Origin of the sequence: Micrococcus luteus, assembly GCF_022664405.1 — a bacterium.
GTDB lineage: Bacteria > Actinomycetota > Actinomycetes > Actinomycetales > Micrococcaceae > Micrococcus > Micrococcus luteus.
The window spans coordinates 1-19,045 of the sequence record NZ_JAKRLB010000006.1; the positions used below are offsets into that span (position 1 = coordinate 1).

At 69.8% G+C, this 19,045-nt stretch carries 19 protein-coding genes and 1 pseudogene; 9 read left to right on the top strand and 11 right to left on the bottom strand.

The window, feature by feature from the left end; genetic code table 11:
* Positions 1 to 843: 843 nt before the first annotated feature.
* Complete coding sequence (locus MF605_RS12065) at positions 844 to 975, top strand: hypothetical protein (RefSeq protein WP_339328584.1); 132 nt, start codon at positions 844 to 846, stop codon at positions 973 to 975.
* 432 nt (positions 976 to 1,407) lie between these two features.
* Here MF605_RS12065 and MF605_RS03850 read toward each other — a convergent pair whose 3' ends face one another.
* From MF605_RS03850 to MF605_RS03860, 3 genes are all read right to left on the bottom strand, one after another.
* The gene (locus MF605_RS03850; protein WP_166795269.1) at positions 1,408 to 1,563 is read right to left on the bottom strand and encodes a hypothetical protein; all 156 of its coding nucleotides are present in this window, start codon (positions 1,561 to 1,563) and stop codon (positions 1,408 to 1,410) included.
* Positions 1,564 to 1,878: 315 nt separating this feature from the next.
* On the bottom strand, positions 1,879 to 2,505 hold the full coding sequence (locus MF605_RS03855; RefSeq protein WP_134416882.1) for a Cap15 family cyclic dinucleotide receptor domain-containing protein: 627 nt from the start codon (positions 2,503 to 2,505) through the stop codon (positions 1,879 to 1,881).
* Positions 2,502 to 3,389 (bottom strand): nucleotidyltransferase domain-containing protein, encoded by an 888-nt coding sequence (locus MF605_RS03860; protein WP_134416881.1) that lies wholly within the window; start codon positions 3,387 to 3,389, stop codon positions 2,502 to 2,504. Before MF605_RS03860 ends, MF605_RS03855 begins: the two co-directional genes overlap by 4 nt.
* 181 nt (positions 3,390 to 3,570) lie before the next feature.
* Between MF605_RS03860 and MF605_RS03865 the strand changes: the two genes are divergently transcribed.
* Both MF605_RS03865 and MF605_RS03870 read left to right on the top strand, forming a co-directional pair.
* The gene (locus MF605_RS03865) at positions 3,571 to 3,729 is read left to right on the top strand and encodes a hypothetical protein (RefSeq protein ID WP_166795268.1); all 159 of its coding nucleotides are present in this window, start codon (positions 3,571 to 3,573) and stop codon (positions 3,727 to 3,729) included.
* Positions 3,730 to 3,764: 35 nt separating this feature from the next.
* Positions 3,765 to 4,659 (top strand): IS5 family transposase gene (locus tag MF605_RS03870; protein WP_134416880.1). Its coding sequence is split into 2 segments (ribosomal slippage): positions 3,765 to 4,121 and positions 4,123 to 4,659, totalling 894 coding nucleotides; the frame shifts between segments, so codons are not numbered across the junction.
* Positions 4,660 to 5,063: 404 nt separating this feature from the next.
* On the opposite strand, the gene ychF is transcribed toward MF605_RS03870, so the two are convergent.
* Positions 5,064 to 6,149 carry a redox-regulated ATPase YchF gene (gene ychF / locus MF605_RS03875; protein ID WP_134416879.1) on the bottom strand — a complete coding sequence of 362 codons (1,086 nt, stop codon included), beginning with the start codon at positions 6,147 to 6,149 and terminating at the stop codon, positions 5,064 to 5,066.
* Positions 6,150 to 6,535: 386 nt separating this feature from the next.
* On the opposite strand from ychF, the pseudogene MF605_RS03880 reads away from it, so the two are divergent.
* Positions 6,536 to 6,979: pseudogene (locus tag MF605_RS03880) on the top strand (GMC oxidoreductase); the annotation flags it as partial.
* Between the two features lie 99 nt (positions 6,980 to 7,078).
* Here MF605_RS03880 and MF605_RS03885 read toward each other — a convergent pair.
* On the bottom strand, positions 7,079 to 7,555 hold the full coding sequence (locus tag MF605_RS03885) for an Hsp20/alpha crystallin family protein (RefSeq protein WP_041104345.1): 477 nt from the start codon (positions 7,553 to 7,555) through the stop codon (positions 7,079 to 7,081).
* Positions 7,556 to 7,650: 95 nt separating this feature from the next.
* Positions 7,651 to 8,184, bottom strand: a complete 534-nt coding sequence (locus MF605_RS03890; protein WP_134416877.1) for an O-acetyl-ADP-ribose deacetylase — start codon at positions 8,182 to 8,184, stop codon at positions 7,651 to 7,653.
* A gap of 56 nt (positions 8,185 to 8,240) precedes the next feature.
* On the opposite strand from MF605_RS03890, the gene MF605_RS03895 reads away from it, so the two are divergent.
* The 3 genes from MF605_RS03895 to MF605_RS03905 all read left to right on the top strand — a co-directional run bounded on the left by MF605_RS03895 (position 8,241) and on the right by MF605_RS03905 (position 11,831).
* On the top strand, positions 8,241 to 8,678 hold the full coding sequence (locus MF605_RS03895; RefSeq protein WP_044658983.1) for a hypothetical protein: 438 nt from the start codon (positions 8,241 to 8,243) through the stop codon (positions 8,676 to 8,678).
* Positions 8,679 to 8,743: 65 nt separating this feature from the next.
* Positions 8,744 to 10,003, top strand: coding sequence for a DNA recombination protein RmuC (locus MF605_RS03900; protein WP_134416876.1), 1,260 nt, complete (start codon positions 8,744 to 8,746; stop codon positions 10,001 to 10,003).
* Between the two features lie 127 nt (positions 10,004 to 10,130).
* Entirely contained in the window at positions 10,131 to 11,831 is a 1,701-nt protein-coding gene (locus MF605_RS03905; protein WP_134416875.1) for an SLC13 family permease, read from the top strand.
* 123 nt (positions 11,832 to 11,954) lie between these two features.
* Here MF605_RS03905 and MF605_RS03910 read toward each other — a convergent pair whose 3' ends face one another.
* A complete protein-coding gene (locus MF605_RS03910; RefSeq protein ID WP_134416874.1) occupies positions 11,955 to 13,061 on the bottom strand; it encodes a 4-hydroxy-3-methylbut-2-enyl diphosphate reductase in 1,107 nt (368 codons plus the stop codon).
* A 53-nt stretch (positions 13,062 to 13,114) separates the two neighbouring features.
* The gene (locus tag MF605_RS03915; RefSeq protein WP_095354149.1) at positions 13,115 to 14,203 is read right to left on the bottom strand and encodes a hypothetical protein; all 1,089 of its coding nucleotides are present in this window, start codon (positions 14,201 to 14,203) and stop codon (positions 13,115 to 13,117) included.
* Positions 14,204 to 14,391: 188 nt separating this feature from the next.
* On the opposite strand from MF605_RS03915, the gene xseA reads away from it, so the two are divergent.
* Together xseA and MF605_RS03925 are read left to right on the top strand one after the other, a co-directional pair.
* Entirely contained in the window at positions 14,392 to 15,705 is a 1,314-nt protein-coding gene (xseA, locus tag MF605_RS03920; protein WP_134416873.1) for an exodeoxyribonuclease VII large subunit, read from the top strand.
* Positions 15,702 to 15,989 carry an exodeoxyribonuclease VII small subunit gene (locus tag MF605_RS03925; RefSeq protein WP_036316619.1) on the top strand — a complete coding sequence of 96 codons (288 nt, stop codon included), beginning with the start codon at positions 15,702 to 15,704 and terminating at the stop codon, positions 15,987 to 15,989. The genes xseA and MF605_RS03925 overlap by 4 nt, the downstream gene beginning before the upstream one ends.
* A gap of 179 nt (positions 15,990 to 16,168) precedes the next feature.
* Here the strand turns inward: MF605_RS03925 and MF605_RS03930 are convergent, their stop codons facing one another.
* The 3 genes from MF605_RS03930 to MF605_RS03940 all read right to left on the bottom strand — a co-directional run bounded on the left by MF605_RS03930 (position 16,169) and on the right by MF605_RS03940 (position 19,032).
* On the bottom strand, positions 16,169 to 16,753 hold the full coding sequence (locus tag MF605_RS03930; protein ID WP_134416872.1) for a type 1 glutamine amidotransferase domain-containing protein: 585 nt from the start codon (positions 16,751 to 16,753) through the stop codon (positions 16,169 to 16,171).
* A gap of 127 nt (positions 16,754 to 16,880) precedes the next feature.
* The gene (locus MF605_RS03935; protein WP_002857839.1) at positions 16,881 to 17,801 is read right to left on the bottom strand and encodes a PPK2 family polyphosphate kinase; all 921 of its coding nucleotides are present in this window, start codon (positions 17,799 to 17,801) and stop codon (positions 16,881 to 16,883) included.
* Entirely contained in the window at positions 17,794 to 19,032 is a 1,239-nt protein-coding gene (locus tag MF605_RS03940) for a pyridoxal phosphate-dependent aminotransferase (protein WP_134416871.1), read from the bottom strand. Before MF605_RS03940 ends, MF605_RS03935 begins: the two co-directional genes overlap by 8 nt.
* Positions 19,033 to 19,045 lie beyond the last annotated feature (13 nt).

The window sequence follows — 19,045 nt, forward strand, 5'->3', positions numbered from 1 at the left end:
TCCCATCACGGTGGCCAGCACCACCACCCAAACGGGCAAACCAGCTGGCCACCAGTGGGCAGTTCTGATGGCCACCAGCGGGAAGAAACACTGGCCGCCTATGGGCAGAACTCAATGGCCCTTGACAAGCTCTCCCCCGCGTCCTGCACACACCGTTTAGCAGGGCACTACTCTCGGAATCGTGGGCCCCAGCAGAGGAGGCAGAGCGGAGAGAGCGGGTAGGGGACAACCTCCAGCTGACGTACGAACCCTATGCAGCGGGCGAACCATATCGCGCGTGTGGGCGTGCCCTTCTCGGTGAGCCAGCCCTGGGGGCCGATCAAGAGAGTCTTGCGCTGATCGGCGCCGACAACGCCGAGTTCCGAGCCAAGCACACGCCATGCAACATGGGTGTTTGGCGCCCCGAGGGCAACTGCGTGGAGCACTGCCACCTGTGCTGCCCGTTCCCGCCACTTTCGCCAGCTCAGCGCGATGAGCTCCGGCAACTCCTGTACCCACCCTCATTGCACATTGACCGTAGCGCCACCTACGAGTGGAACTGACCTGCCAACATGTCGAGACCCTGGGCTGGCATTCCCCTCGCTACGTTGGACCAACCGTCCAATGCACCGAATGCGCCGTCATCCGCGCCGTGGTCAAAACCGTGCGGATCGATCACAAGGCGAAGCCTGATGTCGGCGGCAGCGTCGCCGAGGGACTCCAGCCTGGCTATCAACGGCTCACAGATGAGCAATGGAGCTGGATCGAGGACATCGTTCACACAGAAGACGGTCCTCGCCACGGGCGGGCACGCGCTGACGTCGCACGATCGTCGACGCGACTCTCTACAAGACCCGCACTGGCATCACTGGGCGCAAGCTCCCAGCAGAGTTCGGGTCATGGCAGACCGCCTTGCGCCGGCACCACCAATTGATCGCGAGCTCCCAACGGGACGAGATCACTCGCACACTGGCGGAGCGAGACCTGCCCCAGTGAACCGCACCGTCGTTGAGACAACCGACTTTTGAGTCAGGCTGCTTATTGAGTCGGCGCACCTGCCGAGAGATTGCGTGTCGCACTACTCGAACCCACCCCGGAACTGGCCATCCGACGCGGCTTGCACGCTCCGCCTACCCGCCGCGAAAGGAAGACTCGACCCCTGCAGAAGCTCCACAGAGGTCGATCAAAGCCCCAGGTGAGCGAAGAAAACGCTTAGCAACTGATGGTAGATCTGAAATGGTCCGCCGAACTAGGTCGGAATCTGCGAGAGTAAAAACTTTGGTCAGACGCCCCTCTTAGACATTGAAGCGGAGTTCAACCGCGTCGCCGCGGTCGCGACAGGGGCATACAACCTGATGGAGCCGGCTTACGTAGAGTAGTTGCCCGACCGCACTCGGCTCCGGCGCGGAATCGGCCTGCGACGCACTCTCAACTATTGCGCCGGCGGGCGATGAAGGCGACGACAGCGGCAACGAGCATGGTCAGGGCCGCGCCCGTGCCTAAATCGCCTCCGGCGAGCAGTTCCGAGGAACGCTGGTCGTGCGAGTCGAGGCCGCTGACCGGAATGCTGTAGAAGTAGCCCATTCCGAATTTCCAGCCCGCCATAGCACGGCGAACGCATCGAAGAAATTATGAAGACAGTTCGTTGCGAACGACGGTGAAAGGGCGCGGGAATCAGGGTCAAGAGCCTGGCCGGGGAAGAGCTGCCAGCCTAAAGCTCGGGTAGACTACGCAGAGGGGCGTCACAAAAGGCCAGAGGTCGCTCATCGTATTCTGCGCGGCGGGCGCTTCTACGCGATAGTCCGTCAGGCCACCCCACGCAGAATCGCTTCGAACCCGCGCGCCTGGAGCACGGAAACCACCACGAAGGAGAACCGGACAGCTACGTGGAGCGCGTAGCTAGCCCCTATCCTTCAAAGCATCACATGCTTCCTCGAAGTCCTCAGCGAGCGTCTTCGATCGCTTCATCAGCTTGAGCTGCCCCTTCGAATCACGGTCTGTCCAGTAACCACCCTCCAGGCGCCTCGCCGGCGAGCCTGTCACAGCAAGCACCGCTGACCCGTGGTGGATTGGGCTTCGCCCACGGATTTCGAGGCGCGGCTCATTTGTATAGACGTAGTGAAGTAGCCAAGACCCGTCCTCCTTGACCACGCGGGCAAGCGACGACTTCGACTTGGATTCATCCGAGATGAGCGTGACAGACGCGGCGGAGCTTGTCTGCCGAATAACCACGTAGACGGTCTTCGCAGGCGGCGACGAGCTCGTCGCGGGATTGATCCAGAACGACTCGAGGGTGGCTTCCCAGGTGCCGCTCAAGTTGCGACTCACTCCCGGGATCATTTGGGCGAGCTTCAACTTCCAGATCCATCGGTCCCACAGCAGGAACAAGACCGTGCACACGAAAACAGCGATCGAGAAGAAGCTGAACAGGCTAATATTCGGCGCACCAGTGGTAATCCACGATCCGACGACGAAAACCAAGGAGACAATTACCACGAGCACTCGAATAAGGGTCCCGCTGATCATTCGAACTCCATATAATCCCAGGCGTCGCTCGCGAACTTATGAACCTGCGCTCTAGTCCACTTCTGAGCAGGGTGAAACAGGAACTTCGAACCATTCGCTTCCATCCATCGATCATTATCAGGCTCACGTCCCATGGTGGAGTTGAAGATCTTCGCCAGGCATCCGCGCATCGTTCCGCGCCAAGTGTCTCGCGAGAAGTACTCTTCGGGGCAGTTATAGATAAGGCACTCGAGAAGGTATGACGGAACTTCCTCAGTTAGGCCCTTCGCGACGAGCTCGTTCTCCAGCCGCTTGAGGATGCGCACAGTCTTCTTGTAGAAACCATTCGTGCGCACGTTCTTTTCTTTGCCGCGCTCAAGCTGGAGCTTCGGATAGTTAACGATGGACGTGCCGTCTTTTTTGAAGACCTTCGTACCTTGGCGATAGGTACCGTCTGAGAAGTAGAGCTTGTACTGGAACGAGGGCACCACGTCGGCGTTGACGCGTGCCGAACTGGCATCAACCTCGAACGCCGTCGACCCCGCCGTGACAGCCCCGGGGAACTTCTTCTCAAGCGCTGCGGCGATCTCCGCCCTCAGTTTCTCCGGGGTCCATGGACCCGTGTAAGGACTCCCTGCAGGGTGTCCACCCTTGGCAGGATCGTACTCCTGCCAGTAGCAGACATCTGTGCACTCGATGACGATGTCGACGTCGCTGTCCGACTTCACGTTCGTGTTGTTGGCGTAGGAGCCCTTCGCGTAGACGGAGAAGTCACTGCGGTAGCCATCGAACCCCTCGTGAGCGTCGATCGCCTCTCGAATCATTCGCTCGGTGCGCTCCTGCTTGTCTTTCTCGGTCGGGCTCGAGGGTCCCGTCCACCCAGCCAACTTCTCTTCAGTAACCACGAATCTCCTTTGCCTTGTTTGTCCCATCGAGCACAAGTTCGGTCCGCACTCTCCCACCCGGCGACCGCGCCGGAGGGCGACTTATAAGCACGGCAGAGTCGCCACGACGGCTAGCCCAGAACCGCGTCCGGTCGAGCGGGACCTATTCACCGTCTTGGCCCGCAGCTTCATCGTGACTCTGGTGATGCTCGTCCCGCTCGAACTCGGGCTCACCATCTTAATACTGGGGATCTTCCCCTTTCTGAAGTACCTTCCCGCTCTCACCGGCGTCCGGCTCCTCACCGGCTATCCAAGCACAGCTATCCTCGACCCGATACAAGGAGACCTAGGGCGTGTCTGAGAATAGATGCACGAGTCAGCTGAGACCCTGGGGACATGTCCCGGTTCCAGATGCTCTCTGACACCCAATGGGAGTTGATCGCCCCGATGCTCCCGACCCGGACCGGCCGCGCCGGCAGGCCGTTCGCCGACGCCCGCACCATGGTGGAGGCGATCATCTACCGATACAGGTGCGGAATCGCTTGGAGGGATCTGCCCGAGGTCTACGGGCCCTGGCAGACCGTGTGGACCTGGCATCGGCGCTTGGCTGAAGAAGGCACATGGGACACGGTGCTGGCCACGCTGACCGCCGCCGCTGACGCCGAAGGCCTGATCGATTGGTCGGTCTCGGTGGACTCCACGATCGCCCGCGCGCATCAGCACGCGACGAACATCACCCGCCACACAGGGGGATGGATCGAACTACAAGAATCCGCGTGAGGAGCCGGCCGATCACGGCATCGGGCGCTCCCGTGGCGGGCTGAGCACGAAGATCCATCAGCTCGTGGACGGGACCGGGCTGCCGCTGGTCAGCCTGATCACCCCCGGCCAGGCAGGGGACTCCCCGATGCTGCTTCCTCTTCTGGAGCAGCTGCGCGTGACCCGGCCAGTAGGGCGGCCCCGGACCCGCCCCGAGGCCGTGCTGGGCGATAAGGCGTACTCCTCCCGGGCGATCCGCACCCACCTACGCGCCCGTGGGATCAAAGCGGTCATCCCCGAACCGGCCGACCAGCAGGGCCACCGCAGACGGCGCGGTGCCCGCGGCGGGCGCCCCGTCAGCCTCGACGCGGACGCCTACAAGGGCCGCAACGTCATCGAGCGTCAGTACGCGCACCTGAAGCAGTGGCGGGGTCTGGCGACCCGGTATGACAAGTACGCGATCATCTACAGGGCCGCTGTGGTCCTGAATGCTGTGATCGCATGGTCAAAACGATTGTCAGACATGCCCTAGTTGTGATGGCAACGTGGCCAGGGGCTGCCTCGGTGAGCGCATTGATCGTGTTCGAGCGGCGAGATGCCGGTAGTCGGGCGACCATGATGTTGAAGCTAGGACCTGCAACGATCGATCCCAGTCGAGTTCCGGGTTTTGAATCAGCGGGAGCTCTGAGTCAGCCCTCTCACCGACAAATCCCCCGCTGAACGACTTTGACCACCCTCCAACGGACCACCCGAGGCTGCGTCCCAGAGATGCTACAGCACCGCAGAAAGCGGGATCGGCCCCTGCGGAAGTTCCACAGAGGCCGATCATAATCCCAGGTCAGCAGGGCGAAAGCGTAGCAACTGATGGCAGATCGGAACTCGACTGACGAGCCAGATCAGAAGCTGCGAGGATAAATCCCTGGTCAGAAGCCCGTTTTAGACATTGAATCTGAATTCAACCACGTCGCCGTCCCGCATCACGTAGTCCTTGCCCTCCATGCGCACCTTGCCTGCGGCCTTGGCGTCGGCCATGGAGCCGGCAGCGACCAGGTCGTCGAAGGACACGATCTCAGCCTTGATGAAGCCGCGCTGGAAGTCGGTGTGGATCACGCCGGCAGCCTCGGGCGCCGTCGCGCCGACCGGGATGGTCCACGCGCGCGTCTCCTTCGGCCCCGCGGTCAGGTAGGTCTGCAGGCCGAGGGTGGAGAAGCCGACGCGGGCCAGCTGGTCCAGCCCGGACTCGTCCTGCCCGGCCATCTCCAGCATCTCGGCGGCCTCCTCCTCGGAGAGCTCCACGAGGTCGGACTCGAGCTTGGCGTCCAGGAACACGGCGTCGGCGGGGGCCACCAGATCGCGCAGCTCCTGTTGCTTGGCCTCGTCCCCCAGGACACCCTCGTCCGAGTTGAACACGTAGATGAACGGCTTGGCGGTGAGCAGGCTCAGCTCGCGCAGCCGGTCCATGTCCAGCTTGTCCTTGTCCTTCGCGGCGAAGATCGTCTCGCCCCGCTCCAGCACCGCGAGCGCGGCCTTGAGCGCCTCGAGGTCGGCGGGCTCCTTCTTCTTGCCCTTGACCTCCTTCTCGACGCGCGGGATGGCCTTCTCCACGGTCTGCATGTCCGCGATGATCAGCTCGGTGTTGATGGTCTCCATGTCCGAGGCCGGGTCCACCTTGCCGTCCACGTGGACGACGTCGCCGTCGTCGAACGCGCGCACCACCTGGGCGATCGCGTGGGCCTCACGGATGTTCGCCAGGAACTGGTTGCCTAGGCCCTCCCCCTCGGAGGCGCCCTTCACGATGCCGGCGATGTCCACGAAGGACACCGTGGCCGGCAGGATGCGCTCGGAGCCGAAGATCTCAGCCAGCTGCGGCAGGCGCTCATCCGGCAGGTTCACCACGCCCACGTTCGGCTCGATCGTCGCGAACGGGTAGTTCGCCGCGAGCACGGTCTGGCGCGTCAGCGCGTTGAACAGGGTCGACTTGCCCACGTTGGGCAGTCCCACGAATCCGATTGTCAAAGCCACAGTCCGGCAGTCTACCGGCGGGCCCGCCGCGGCGGAGGCGTCCCGCACCGGCCCCGCTCCGTGGGCAGAACCAGCATCCCCGCCCGCTCCGTGGGCAGGAAGCGCGCTCTCCCCTGTTTCGGGGGCAGAACCGGCAGGGTTTTCCCTCCCGGGGGCAGAAACCTTCGCTCTCCTGCCCACGGAACCCAGAGGCCCAGCCCCCCGCCCCCACGCGCCCACGGAACCCAGAGACCCGCACCACCCAGCACGCATCCCCGCCCAGATGACCGATCCGTAGGGTGGGCGGGCCGCCCAGACCCCGACGAGAGGAAGCACACCTGTGTCTGCCGACCAGAGGACGACAGCCGAGACCGCAGGGCCACCGGGTCCACCCCACGCCAAGTCCCCGCGGCACCGTGCGCCTGCGCTCCAACGACTACCGGGACAAGCCGGCCGTGGACCCGCGCTACTTCACCGACCCGGAGGGCCATGACGTGGCCGTCGCGGTGGCCGGCATCCGGCTGGCCCGGGAGATCGTCTCCCAGCCGTCCATGGCGGCGTGGGCGGGGCGCGAGCTGGCCCCGGGCGTGGACGTGCAGACCGATGAGGAGATCGCCGACTACGTGAAGCGGACCCACAACACCGTGTACCACCCGGTGGGCTCGGTGCGCATGGGCACCGACGACGACCCCATGAGCCCCCTGGACGCCCGCCTGCGCGTCAAGGGTGTGACGGGCCTGCGCGTGGCCGACGCCTCCGTGATGCCCGAGCACGTGACCGTGAACCCCAACATCACGTGCTTCATGATCGGCGAGAAGGCGGCACAGCTGATCCTGGCCGACCGCGCCTGACCACCACGCGGAAGCGGCGGGCCCCCCGGTGGGGACCCGCCGCAACTGCGTTCGGGGGCGGGCCGCGCGCCGGTCACGCGCGGCTCCGTCAGAGGGCGATCACTCGCCGGAGGTCTCGACGGCGGAGTCCTCCACTGCCTCACCCTCTACGGCCTCGCCCTCCACCTGGGCGGCGGAGCCGGTGTGCTTGACCTGGATCTTGCGCGGCTTGGCCTGCTCGGCCACCGGGATGGTCAGCAGCAGCACGCCGTCGCTGTAGTCGGCCTCGATCTTGTCCAGGGCCAGGCCCTGGCCGAGGTTGAGCTGGCGGGCGAAGGTGCCGGCCGGACGCTCCTTGGTGAGCCAGCGACGGTCCTCCCCGGCGGGGGCCTCCTTGCGCTCGGCGCGGACGGTGAGCGTGCGCTCCTCGACGTCCACGTCGATCGAGCTCGGGTCCACGCCCGGCAACTCCACCTCGGCGACGAACACGTCGCCCTCGCGGTAGAGGTTCATGGGCATGGAGGCGGCGCCGGAGGTGCGGGCGAAGCCGGTCATCAGGCGCTCCATCTCGCGGAACGGATCAATGGGACGAGCCATGGTCGATCACTCCTCATGCAGGGCGGGCCGCTCCGGTTGAGCGGCGACTGTCCTGTGCAACGCCGTCCCCCCACGGGGTATTCCACGGAGTTGAGTCAGCCCCGCTCAACCCTGTCCAGGGCGGTCCGGAACGCCGTCTCCGCCTCCTTCCCGTAGGGCACGAACAGCACCTCGTCCACGGTGCCGCCCACCTCGTCCGCCATCGCGTGGCAGGTCTCGACGGCGATCCGCGCCGCGTCCTCCATGGGCCAGCCGTAGATCCCCGCGGAGATCGCCGGGAACGCGACCGTCCGGGCGCCGAGCCCGGCCGCCACCTTCAGGGACTCGCGGTAGCACGAGGCGAGGGTGTCGGACTTGTCGATCGTCTTGGCCCACACCGGGCCCACCGTGTGGACGACCCAGCGCGCGGGCAGGCGCCCCGCCGTCGTCGCCACGGCCTGCCCGGCGGGCAGCCCCTCCGGCAGGTCGGTCTCGCGCAGGCGGCGGCACTCGGCCAGGATCTCGGGGCCGCCACGCCGGTGGATGGCGCCGTCCACGCCTCCGCCGCCGAGCAGGGTGGAGTTGGCGGCGTTGACGACGGCGTCCGCGTGCGTGGCCGTGATGTCCCCGGGGGCGATGGTGAGCTGCATGGGTTCACGCTAGGCGCGGGTGGGCGCCGTCGGACAGGGCCGGTAGCCTCGGCCCCATGAGCACCCCGACGCCCACCGGACCGACCCCCACGCCTCCCGGCGGCGAGCTGCTGCCGCTGATCAGCCTCGCGGTGGAGCACGTGTTCGACACGCTCGGCCGGCAGCCCGTGTTCGCCCCCACGATCCTCGCCGTCACCGCCGACGGCCAGCGCGGCATGTGGGAGCACCCGGACCTCGAGCCCGAGCAGGCGGCCGCCACGGTCGCGAAGATCAGCCCGCGCCCCACGCGGGCGGTGGCGGTGTTCGACGGCGAGATCGAGACGGCCGACGGGCCCCGCCCGGCCGTTGCGGTGGAGGCCTTCGACGCCGCCGCCCTGGCCTCGACCCGCATGGTCTTCCCGTATCTGCCCGGCGTGGCCGCGGCGGGCATCGCCGCCCGCGTCGACGGCGACCCGCAGGTCGTGGCCAACGGCCCCAACCCGCTCTTCGGCTGAGCCGCCCACCACGACGACGGCGCGCCGCCGCCTAACGTGTCCCTGCGGCCTGCGAGGGTGGGGGCATGGAGATCCTCAGCCTGCTGCTCGCCCTCATCCTCGGACTTGTGCTGGGCGCCCTGGTGGGCGCGTGGCTCATGTGGCGCCGGGCCGCCGGCGGCGGTGAGGAGGCCCGCCGGGCCCAGGCCGAGCTGGCCGCGCTGCGCACCGAGCACCAGGGGGCGCGAGAGGAGCTCGCGGCCGCCCGGGCGGAGCAGCGCGCGCTCACGGCCGCGCGCGCCGAGGACGCCGAACGCCAGCGCGCGGAGTCCCAGGTGATGTCCACGCTCGCCCCGCTGGGCCAGCGGCTGGCGGCCCTCCAGGAGCAGGTGAGCGTGCTGGAACGGGATCGGGCGTCCCAGTTCGGCCGGCTCGGGGAGCAGCTCCGCGCCGCCGCGGCCACCGACCGGGACCTGCTGAACCAGACCACGTCGCTCATGGCCACGCTCAAATCCACCTCCGCGCGGGGCCACTGGGGCGAGGCACAGCTGCGGCGGGTCGTCGAGGCGGCGGGCATGCTCCACCACGTGGACTTCACGGAGCAGGCCACGCTGTCCGGCAAGGACGGCGAGCGCCTCCGCCCGGACCTCGTGGTGTCCCTGCCCGGCGGCAAGGCCATGGCCGTGGACGCCAAGGCCCCCATCGGGGACGCGCTGGCCGCCGAGGCCCTCGCGGACGAGCCCGGCGAGGAGGCGTACGAGCGGCGCCAGGCGCTGGCCGCCCAGCACGCCGCGGCCGTGCGCCGCCACGTGGACCAGCTCTCCGGGAAGTCCTACTGGGCCGGCCTCGAGCACTCCCCCGAGCTGGTCCTGTGCTTCCTGCCCGCCGAGTCGCTCCTGGCCGCGGCCCTGGACGCGGACCCCGGGCTGCTGGACCACGCGTTCTCCCGGAACGTCGCGCTCGTCGCCCCCGTCTCCCTCCTGACCGCCCTGAAGTCCGTGGCCTATGCCTGGCGGCAGGACACCCTGGCCGAGAACGCCCACACCGTGGTGGCCAGCGCGAAGGACCTCTACGAGCGCCTCGGCACGCTCGGCACCCACCTGGACCGCATGGGCGGCTCCCTCAAGACCGCCGTGGACCGCTACAACCAGCTCGTCGGCAACGTCGAGTCGCGCGTGCTCCCCGCCGCCCGGCGCCTCCGCGACGCCGACCCGGGCCTGGCCCCCACGCCGGACATCCGCACGCTCGAGTCCGCGCCCCGGCCCCTGGCCGCCCCGGAACTGGTCGCGGGCGTGGAGGAGGACGAGCTGCGCCGTCGTCGGGCGGAGCCGGCGCGGGAGGCGTGAGCGGGGCCGGGCGGATGGGCCGTCGCGGCCCTGACGTCGTCTTTCCGTGCCCCGGGCCACTTGCTACCGTGAAACTCACAGAGAATTGCCAGGCCGCGCCGAGGGCCTGACCTGATGAGGAGGCCCCATGCAGTCCCGCCCGCTCCCCCCGCCGAGCAACGTCAACGAGCACGTCTCCCGCTTCGACCCCCGAGCGGCCGCCCAGGAGTTCGAACACGAGCTCTCCCCGGGCATGCGTGACGAGCCGCTGCCCGGCGGCGAGAATGTCAAGCGCATCATCGGCCTCGTGGCCGGCCCCCTGCTCGCCGTCGCCCTGTTCCTGCTGATGCCGGGCGACCTCGGCGTCTGGCCCCGCCTCGTCGCCGCCACCGCCGTGCTCATGGCCGTGTGGTGGATGACCGAGGCCCTGCCCATCCCCGCCACCGCCCTGCTGCCGCTCGTCGTCTTCCCGCTCGGCGTGCCCGCCGAGGAGTCCGACGGCGGCATCACCTTCGACGCCGTCGGCGCGAGCTACGGCAACAACATCATCTTCCTGTTCATGGGCGGTTTCATGCTCGCCCTGGCCATGCAGCGGTGGAACCTGCACCGGCGCATCGCGCTCGGCGTCCTGAAGTTCATGGGCGCCAGGACCGTGAACCTCGTCCTGGGCTTCATGATCGCCACCGGGTTCATCTCCATGTGGGTGTCCAACACCGCCACTGCCGTGATGATGCTCCCCATCGGCGTGTCCATCCTCGTGCTCGTCCAGCGCTACGGCACGGACGGCGCCCTGACCGCGGACGAGGCAGCGGGCCAGGCCGACCGCCCCGCCGCGCCCGCATCCGCGCCCGGCGAGGCCCCCACGCAGGCCGAGATCCGCTCCCTCACGAAGACGAACTTCGGCACCGCGCTCATGCTCGGCATCGCCTACGCCGCGTCCATCGGCTCGCTCGGCACCATCATCGGCACCCCGCCCAACACCCTGCTCGCGGGCCACATGGCCGCCGAGCACGGCGTGGAGATCGGCTTCGGCCAGTGGATGCTGGTCGGCGTGCCGATCGCCGTCGTCCTGCTCTTCGCGTGCTGGTTCCTGCTCACCCGCGTGCTGTTCCGCCCGGAGATCGACGAGGTCCCCGGCGGCCGCGACCTGATCGCCACCGAGCTGGCCCGCCTCGGCCGCATGAGCGCCCCCGAGGCCAAGGTCCTCGCCGTCTTCGTCCTCGCCGCGCTGGCCTGGATCACCGTGCCGCTGATCTCCGAGTACGTCCTGGACCTGACGTCCCCGCTGCTCTCGGACGCGGCCATCGCCATCGTCGTCGGACTCATCCTGTTCCTCCTGCCGGCCGGTGGCGGGGCCGGGCGCGGCGTGCGCCTGCTCGACTGGGAGGCCGCGAAGGAGCTGCCGTGGGGCGTGCTCCTGCTATTCGGCGGCGGCCTGGCCCTGTCCGGTCAGTTCTCCAAGTCGGGCCTGTCCACGTGGCTCGGTGAGCAGGTCAAGGGCCTCGGCGACATCCCCGTGTGGGTGCTCGTGGTGATCGCCGCCGTCGGCATCCTGCTGCTGACCGAGATGACCTCGAACACGGCCACCGCGGCCACGTTCCTGCCCGTCGCCTCCGGCGTGGCCCTGGGCACCGGCGTCGCCCCGCTCATGCTGGCCGCGCCCGTCGCCCTCGCCGCGACCTGCGCGTTCATGCTGCCCGTGGCCACCCCGCCGAACGCCATCGCGTACGGCTCCGGCTACGTGACCATCGGCCAGATGGTGAAGGGCGGCGTGTGGCTGAACATCATCGCCGTCGTGCTGATCTCCATCGCGTCGATGACCCTGCTCGTCTGGGTCTTCGGGCTCTGAGTCCCTGACCACCCGCCGGCCCGGAACGCCGAGGCCCGGGCACGCCGAGGCCCGCAGACGCGCCGCTACGCCGGCGTCGTGACGGCGAGTCTGCGGGCCTCAGCGAGGAGACGAGGGGCGCGGTCAGGCCTCGGCGTCGCGGCGGCGTCCGCCGAGCGAGCGGGACTCGTCACCCACCCGCTTGAGCTCGGCGCGCAGCTCCTTGGGCAGGGAGAAGATGATGTCCTCCTCGGCGGTCACCACCTCGTCCACCTGCCCGTAGCCGTACTCGGCGAGCAGCGCGAGCACCTCCTGGACCAGCACCTCGGGCACGGACGCGCCCGAGGACAGGCCCACGGTGGCCACGCCCTCGAACCAGGACTCGTCCACCTGGTTGGCGAAGTCGACGCGCTCGGCGCGGGAGGCCCCGTACTCGGCGGCGACCTCCTTGAGGCGCACCGAGTTCGAGGAGTTCGCCGAGCCCACGATGATCACCAGGTCGCACTCCGGCGAGATCGACTTGATGGCCGCCTGCCGGTTGGAGGTGGCGTAGCAGATGTCGTCCGAGGGCGGGTCCTGCAGGTTCGGGAACCGCTCGCGCAGCACGGAGACGATCTCGAGGGTCTCGTCCACGGAGAGCGTGGTCTGGGAGAGCCAGATCAGGTTGTCCGGGTCGTCCACCTGGACGGTGCGGGCCTCGGCGACGTCGTTGATCACCGTGGTGTGCTCGGGCGCCTCGCCGAACGTGCCCTCGACCTCCTCGTGGCCGTCGTGGCCGATCAACAGGATCCGCTTGTCCTGCTTGGCGAAGCGCACGGCCTCGCGGTGCACCTTGGTCACGAGCGGGCACGTGGCGTCGATGGTGTGCAGGTTGCGCTGGGCGGCCTCCTCGACGACGGCCGGGGACACGCCGTGCGCGGAGAAGACGGTCAGGGCGCCCTCGGGCACCTCGTCCAGCTCGTCGACGAACACCACGCCGCGCTCGGTCAGGGTGTCCACGACGTGCCGGTTGTGGACGATCTCCTTGCGCACGTACACGGGGGCGCCGTGGTGCTCGAGGGCCTTCTCGACGGCGACGACGGCGCGGTCCACGCCGGCGCAGTAGCCACGGGGGGCGGCCAGCAGCACGCGCTTCTCACCGGACACGGGCGCGGCCGCCTCCACCTCCTCACGGGATCGGCGAACGCGCGGGACCTGCGGCATCCCGAGGCCGACGGCGGACGGACGGGCGGAGACGGAGGGAGTGGACATGCCCTCCATGCTATCGGCCGGGACGCAGACCGGGCCCGGGCTTCGCCGCGGGCTCAGCGCGACGTGACGTCGGCCGCGGTGTGGGAGCGGCCCACCGCGGGGGGACCGTCCACCCGGGCGGCACGGACCCGCCCACGCCGAGCGACCCACAGCTCCGCCAGGGCCAGCAGCAGGCCCGCGGCCAGCACGATCCAGCCCAAGGTGGTCAGGGTCTGGGGGTAGGGGGCGACGGCGGCCGCGAACGCCGGGCCCGCGGCCTCCTCCATCTGCTGGACGAACGCGGCCACCCCCGGGGAGGCCCCCTCGGGCGCCGTGAGGTGGACCGCGTCCGGACCCAGACGGGCGCCGCCGATCAGCCCACCGACCAGGGCGACCGCACCCGCCACGGCCACGGCGGGGCCCCGCCGCCGTCGGGGGGCGAGCAGCAGGGCGCCCACGAGCGCCAGCACGGAGGCCGCGGCGGCCCAGCGCCAGTGCGCGGAGGCGTCCACCCAGCGGTGCACGGTGGCCCGATCCGTGCCGTCCAGGGCGTCGATGCGCGCGTCCATGCGCAGCGCGGTGCTGTCCCGCAGCTCCGCGGCGCGGTCGTACAGGGGCGCCAGCAGCGTGTCCGCGGCCCAGTCGCCGACGTCCGCGCCCACGATCGTCTCCAGCAGCGCCTGCCCGGGCAGGTCGAACCGGTCCTCGCGCAGGTCACGTTCGATGTCGCCCAGGGCGGCGGTGATCCCGGACTGCGCGACGGGACCGAACGGGATGGTCACGTCCGCGCCCGAGCCGGGCTCGTCCGCGCCCTGCGGGTCCTCGAGCTGGGCGAGCCAGGCGCGCCGGGCCTCGTCAGCGGTGTCGGACCAGCCCTGCACCAACTGCGGGTCGTCCGCCACGCGCTGGGCCAGCGGGCGCAACAGGTCCTCGGCCGTCTGGGCCAGCGGGCCCGGCACCTGCTCGGGGATGGCGTCGTGCACGACGTCGTCGATCACCCCCGGCACGGCGGCGCGGACCTCGGGGTCCACGGCGACCTGCTCCGTCACCCCGCGCAGCAGCTCCGGGCGGTGCGTCGCCTCGTCGACGAGGGCGCCGGCCGTCGCGAGCACCGCCAGCAGGCCCGCCAGGGCTGCGACGAGGAAGCTGAGGGTGGTGCGCATGAGGTCCTTTCCGTTCCGTTCCGACCCCGTCGAGCGTACTGATCCTGGCCGGAGGTTCCCCGGTCTGAGCGCCCCGACCGGTCCGGCGGCGGCCCCGCGGGACGCCGGGGCGCCGTCTTGCGCGTCCGGCGAGGGCGGTACGGTGGGCCCGTGCCCGGGCGGACCGGGCGCGGACAGGAGGGACCCGGATGGACCAGCCCGTGACCGAGGGCGCCTCGGCGGCGCCGGACGTGCCCGTCTCGGCACCCGCCCGCGCGGGCGAGACCTCCGCCGAGCGGCCGTGGCCCCTGCGCCGGCTCTCCGAGAACCTCAAGGCCCACATCGAGCGTGCCCCCGCCACGTGGATCGAGGGCCAGCTCATCGAGTTCAAGAACAACCGCGGCAACGTCTACATGACCATGCGGGACCTCGAGGAGGAGGTCTCCCTGCCGCTCACCGCCTGGCGGAACGTCGCCATGACCCTGGACGGGACCGTCCAGCAGGGCTCCCGCGTGGTGGCGCGCGTGAAGCCGAACTTCTGGCTCAAGGCCGGGCGCCTGTCCATGAACGTGCAGGAGATGCGCCCGGTCGGCCTCGGCGATCTGCTGGCCCGCGTGGAGCTGCTGCGCCGGGCCCTCGCCGAGGAGGGGCTGACCTCCCCCGCGCGCAAACGGCCGCTGCCCCTGCTCCCCCACCGGATCGGGCTCATCACCGGCCGGGACTCGGACGCGAAGAAGGACGTGCTGCGCAACACGCTGCTGCGTTGGCCTGCGGCCGAGTTCGAGATCCGTGAGGTCGCCGTGCAGGGAGCCGAGGCCCCTCGGCAGGTGGCCGCCGCGCTCGCCGAGCTCGACGCCGACCCGGCCGTGGACGTCATCGTCATCGCCCGCGGCGGCGGCGCGCTCGAGGAGGTCGTGCTCCCCTTCTCGGACGAGGCGCTGGTGCGCGCCGTGGCGGCGGCGCGCACGCCCGTCGTCTCGGCGATCGGCCACGAGGCGGACCGTCCGGTCCTCGACGACGTCGCTGACCTGCGCGCCTCCACGCCCACGGACGCGGCCAAGCGGATCGTGCCGGACGCGGCCCAGGAGGCCGCGGGACTCGCCGACGCGCGCCTGCGGCTGGCCTCGGCCGTCGAGCGCCGCGTGCGCGCCGAGGCCGAGGGGCTCGCGGCCCTGCGCTCCCGGCCCGTGCTGGCCCGCCCGCACGTGATGGTGGACACGCGGCAGGAGGAGACGGACCGGTGGCGCGAGCGCGGCCGGTCCGCCCTGGGCCACCGGCTCGTCCGCGAGGAGGACGCCCTCACGCAGCTGCGCGCCCGCGTCCGCGCCCTGTCCCCGCAGCGCACTCTCGACCGCGGCTACGCCGTGGTCCAGCACGCCGGACAGGTCGTGCGCGACGCGGACCAGGTCGCCCCGGACGACCGGCTCGACATCCTCGTGGCGGCCGGGCGGATCGTCGCGGACGTCGTCGCGACGCATCGGACCACCCCGACCCCATCCCACGAGAGGACACGACAGGCATGAGTGAACAGGGCATGGAGCAGACGCAGGACGCGGGCCGCCCCAGCGGTGTGGAGGGCTTCACCTCCGCGGACGTCTCGGACGTGGCCCGGATGAGCTACGAGCAGGCGCGCGCCGAGCTGGTGGAGACCGTGGGGAGGCTGGAGGCCGGTGGCGCCGGCCTCGAGGAGTCCCTGGCCCTGTGGGAGCGCGGGGAGGCGCTGGCCGACCGCTGCCAGGCCTGGCTCGACGGCGCCCGCGCCCGCCTCGACCAGGTGCGCGGCGAGGCCGCCCCCGACGCCGACTGACCCCGCCCCCCACTTTCGTTCGGGAAACGGCGGCCTTCGGGGCGCTTTCGTTCGGGAAACGGCGGCCTTCGGGGCGCTTTCGTTCGGGAAACGGCGGCCTCCGCCACGCTGTCGTTCGAGAAACGGCGGGGGCGGGGGCCATCGGCCCCCGCCCCCACGCGACTCGCGCCCGACGTCGGTCAGGCGGTCTGGTCCTCGTGCTTCCCCTCGCCCAGCTCCTCCACGAGCTTGGCGTTGAAGGCGTCGAGGTCGTCCGGGGTGCGCGAGGTGGTCAGCCCGTTGTCCACGACGACCTCCTCGTCCACCCACTGGGCGCCCGCGTTCTTCAGGTCAGACTCCAGGGACGCGTAGCTGGTCAGACGGCGACCGTCCACGACGCCGGCCTCGATCAGGGTCCACGGGGCGTGGCAGATGGCCGCCACCGGCTTGTGCTGCTCGAAGAAGGCACGCACGAACGCCTGGACGTCCTTGTCGATGCGCAGGGTGTCCGCGTTCAGGGTGCCACCCGGCATCACGAGGCCGTGGAAGTCCTCGGCCTTGGCGTCCTTCACCGTCGTGTTCACCTCGAAGGACTCGCCGTGCTCCCAGTCGGACTTCATCGCGGTGATGGTGCCGGACTTCGAGGAGACGAGCACGGGGGTCGCACCCGCGGCGATCACGGCCTCCCACGGGGAGGTCAGCTCGACCTGCTCGACACCGTCGGTCGCGAGGAACGCGACGGTCTTGCCGGACAGCGGGGCGTTCTGGACAGCGTTCTCAGTCATGAGTGCACCTTTCGGATCGGGTCCGGCGCGCCTCTGCGGCGCCCGGTGTTCCTCCATCCACTCACCGCGACCACGTGCTTGGCAAGGTCCGGCCACCACGGCCCGCCCATCGCGACGACGGCGGCGTTCAGCCCTCCAGCAGCCGACGGCGGGCCGCCGCGACGTCGAAGTCCGCCTCCGGCCAGTCCAGCCCCATCCCCTGCAGGGTCTCGATGATCAGCTGCTGCACCGCCAGCCGCGCGAACCACTTGCGGTCCGCCGGCACGATGAACCACGGCGCGTCCTCGGTGTCCGTCCGCTCGATCGCGATCCGGTACGCGTCCATGTACTGGTCCCAGTAGGCGCGGTCGTCGAGATCGGCCTCGCTGAACTTCCAGTGCTTCGTGGGGTCGTCCAGGCGGGCCAGCAGCCGCTCGGCCTGCTCCTCCGGCGAGATCCGCAGCATCACCTTGACGATCCGCGTCCCCGCGGCGCGCACGGCCGCCTCGAACTCGAGGATCGCCCCGTACCGCTCCTCCACCTCGGCCAGCGGGGAGAGCCCGCGCACGCGGTGCACGAGCACGTCCTCGTAGTGCGAGCGGTCGAACACGGAGACCAGGCCGGGCCGCGGCAGGTGCGGGCGGATGCGCCACAGGAAGTCGTGGGCGCGCTCCTCCGGGGTCGGCGCCTTGAACGCGTGCAGGTGGACGCCCTGCGGGTCCATCGCCCCGATCACGTGACGCATGATCCCGCCCTTGCCGGCGGTGTCCATGCCCTGCAGGACCACCAGCAGGGACGGCACCTCCCCCACGGGCGCGTCGCGCACCGACTGGGCGAACAGCAGCTCCTGCAGGTCGGCGAGCGCCCCGCCGCGCGCGGCCAGGTCCTTCTTGCCCTTCGCCTTGTCCCCGCCGTAGCCGGGCGTCGCGGCGGCGTCGACGTCGGCCGGGCCCCGGACCTCGTCCCCGCGGCGGGCGGCGAACAGCTCCCGCGCGGGGGCGTCGAAGACACTGTGGCCGTCGGTGGCGCGGGCGGGTCGGCCCGCCTCGGCGTCCGAGGTGTCACCCATGGCGCTCCCTCCAGTCCTCGAGGAAGTCCTCGAGGCGGTCCAGGGCCACGCTCAGGTCCTCCACGCTGGGCAGCGTGACGAGCCGGAAGTGGTCGGTGTGCGGGTAGTTGAACGCCCCGCCGTGCGAGACGAGGATCTTCTTCGCCCGCAGCAGCTCGATGACGAACGCCTCGTCGTCGTCGATCGCGTAGACCTCCGGGTCCAGCCGCGGGAACAGGTAGAGGGCGCCGTGGGCCGGCTGCACGGACACGCCGGGGATGGCGTTCAGGCGGTCCTGGGCGAGGTTGCGCTGCTCGAGCAGCCGGCCGCCGGGCAGGACGAGGTCGTTGATGGACTGGTAGCCGCCCAGTGCCACCTGGATGGCGTGCTGCGCTGGCACGTTGGCGCACATCCGCATGTTGGCCAGCAGGGTCAGCCCCTCGAGGAAGTCTGCGGCCCGGTGCTTCGGCCCGGACACGGCCACCCAGCCGGAGCGGTAGCCCGCCACCCGGTATGCCTTGGACAGGCCGGAGAACGTCAGGGTGAGCACGTCGTCGGACAGGCCGGCGGCGTTGATGTGGCGGGCGCCGTCGTAGGTGATCTTCTCGTAGATCTCGTCCGCCATGAGGACGAGGTTGTGGCGGCGGGCCACGTCCACGATGCCCTGCAGCACAGCGCGGGAGTAGACCGCGCCGGTGGGGTTGTTCGGGTTGATCAGGACGATGCCCTTGGTGCGCTCCGTGACGAGGGACTCGATGTGCTCGAGGTCGGGCTCCCAGCCCTCCTCCTCGACGCAGCGGTAGTGCACCGCCCGACCCCCGGCCAGGGTGGTGGCGCCGGTCCACAGCGGGTAGTCGGGCGAGGGGACGAGGATCTCGTCGCCGTCGTCGACCAGGGCCTGCAGGACCATCGTGATCATCTCGGACACGCCGTTGCCGATGAACACGTCGTCCACGCCGATGTCCCGGATGCCCCGGGACTCGTAGTACTGCGAGACGGCGGTGCGCGCCGAGTAGATGCCCTTGGAGTCCGAGTAGCCCTGCGCGTGCGGCAGGTGCTGGTGCATCGCCGCCAGGACGGCGTCCGGCGCCTCGAAGCCGAACGGGGCCGGATTGCCGATGTTCAGCCTCATGATCCGGTGGCCCGCGGCCTCCATCCGCTGTGCCTCCTCCAGGATGGGGCCGCGCACGTCGTAGCGGACGTTCAGCAGCTTGGCGGACTGGCGGATCTGGCGGGGATGCGGGGTCGGCATGCCCCCATCATGG